Source organism: Arthrobacter sp. JCM 19049, assembly GCF_001310435.1.
The window spans coordinates 1-1,537 of record NZ_BAXF01000495.1 but is presented as its reverse complement, the minus strand read 5'-3'; the positions used below and the strand labels follow the sequence as shown (position 1 = coordinate 1,537).

The following is a 1,537-nucleotide window of genomic DNA, read 5'->3' as shown; positions in this document are numbered from 1 at the left end:
CCGCTGGGGCACACCGTGCTGGGCAACCGCAACTGGCTGCGCGTGGCCGGAATCGGCATGCAGCCCAGTGAGTTCGCCAAACTGGCGCTGGCCGTGTTCTCCGCCTACATGCTGGAGAAGAAGCAGTCACTGCTGCACGACTACAAGCACATCATGATCCGGTCGCCTTCCCGGTCGGGGTGGTCATCCTGGGCCTGGTGCTGGTCGGGCGCGACGTGGGCACCGGCCTGGTGCTGATCATGATCATCGCCACCGCCATGTTCATGGCCGGGCTGCGGATGAAGCTGCTGCTGGGCATCGGGGCGGTCGGGCTGGTCGGCGTCTCCGGGATGGTCATGCTCTCGGAAAACCGCCGTGCGCGCATCCTGGCCTGGCTGGGCATCGACTGCGGCCCGGGGGACGCGATCTGCTACCAGTCCTCCATGGGCATCCAGGCCTTCGCCTCCGGCGGCTGGTTCGGGGTCGGCCCGGGACAGTCGCGCATGAAGTGGTCCTATGTGCCAGAGGCGCAGAACGACTTCATCTTCTCCATCCTGGGCGAGGAGTTCGGCTTCCTGGGGGTGCTGCTGGTGCTGATCCTCTTCGGCCTGCTGGCCCTGGCCATGTACCGGATTGCGGTGCGCGCCACCGACCTGTACACCCGCATCCTGATGGCCTGCCTGATGGCCTGGGTCATTGGCCAGTCCTTCATCAACCTGGGCACCGTGAGCGGGTTGCTGCCGGTGATCGGCGTGCCGCTGCCGTTCATTTCCTCCGGCGGTTCGGCCATGCTCGCCGTCACCCTGGCCATGGGATATGTGCTCTCGGCAGCGCGCGACCAGAAACGCGCTGAGCCCAAGGCCCCGCTTTCCGCGCCAAAGACGGCAGAATAGAAGGCACAGCCCCGGGCGGGGTGAAAGCCGCCGCCCGGCCGGTGCGCCATCCGGCCCATCCGGGCAGTGCGCGCACTGCCTCCACCAAGCACAAGGAGTTAGCCCAGCATCATGAGTGAGCCCATGAAACTTGTGGTCGCCGGCGGGGGGACCGCCGGACACATCTCACCGATGCTCGCCATCGCCGACGCGATCCGCATGAGCGTCCCGACGCGCAAATCACCGCGATCGGCACCGCCGGGGGCCTGGAAACGCGGCTGGTGCCCGAGGCCGGCTACCGCCTGGAACTGATCCCCAAGGTGCCCATGCCCCGCTCGATCTCCCCGAGCCTGTTCCGCTTCCCGTTCGCCTTCCCGGCCGCCGTGCGCCAAGCCGCCAAGATCCTGCGCGAGCAACAGGCCCAGGGCTGATCGGGGTGGGCGGCTACGTGTGCACTCCGGCCTACCTGGCCGCCCGGCGCCTGAAGCTGCCGATCTTCGTGCACGAGGCGAACTCGGTGGCCGGCATGGCCAACAAGCTGGGCGCCAAGACCGCCAAGGTCGTGGCCACCACGTTCACCGGCACCGGGCTGCCCAACGCCACACAGATCGGGATGCCGATGCGCTCGAACGTGGCCCGCATGGACCGTGCGGCGCTGCGCGAGCAGGCCCGGCAGCACTTTGGAC

4 protein-coding genes are annotated in these 1,537 nt (G+C 68.1%); all 4 read left to right on the top strand.

The annotated features are described in order from the left end of the window. Nucleotides 1-237: FtsW/RodA/SpoVE family cell cycle protein (locus tag JCM19049_RS13760; RefSeq protein ID WP_279403237.1), on the top strand; the 237-nt coding region annotated here is incomplete at its 5' end. After that, on the top strand, nucleotides 198-872 hold the full coding sequence (locus tag JCM19049_RS13755; RefSeq protein WP_279403236.1) for an FtsW/RodA/SpoVE family cell cycle protein: 675 nt from the start codon (nucleotides 198-200) through the stop codon (nucleotides 870-872). The genes JCM19049_RS13760 and JCM19049_RS13755, both read left to right, overlap by 40 nt. 260 nt (nucleotides 873-1,132) lie before the next feature. After that, a complete protein-coding gene (locus JCM19049_RS21050) occupies nucleotides 1,133-1,282 on the top strand; it encodes a hypothetical protein (protein WP_279403235.1) in 150 nt (49 codons plus the stop codon). Nucleotides 1,283-1,287: 5 nt separating this feature from the next. After that, nucleotides 1,288-1,537 (top strand): glycosyltransferase (locus tag JCM19049_RS13750; protein WP_279403234.1); only part of this gene is annotated, 250 nt, incomplete at its 3' end.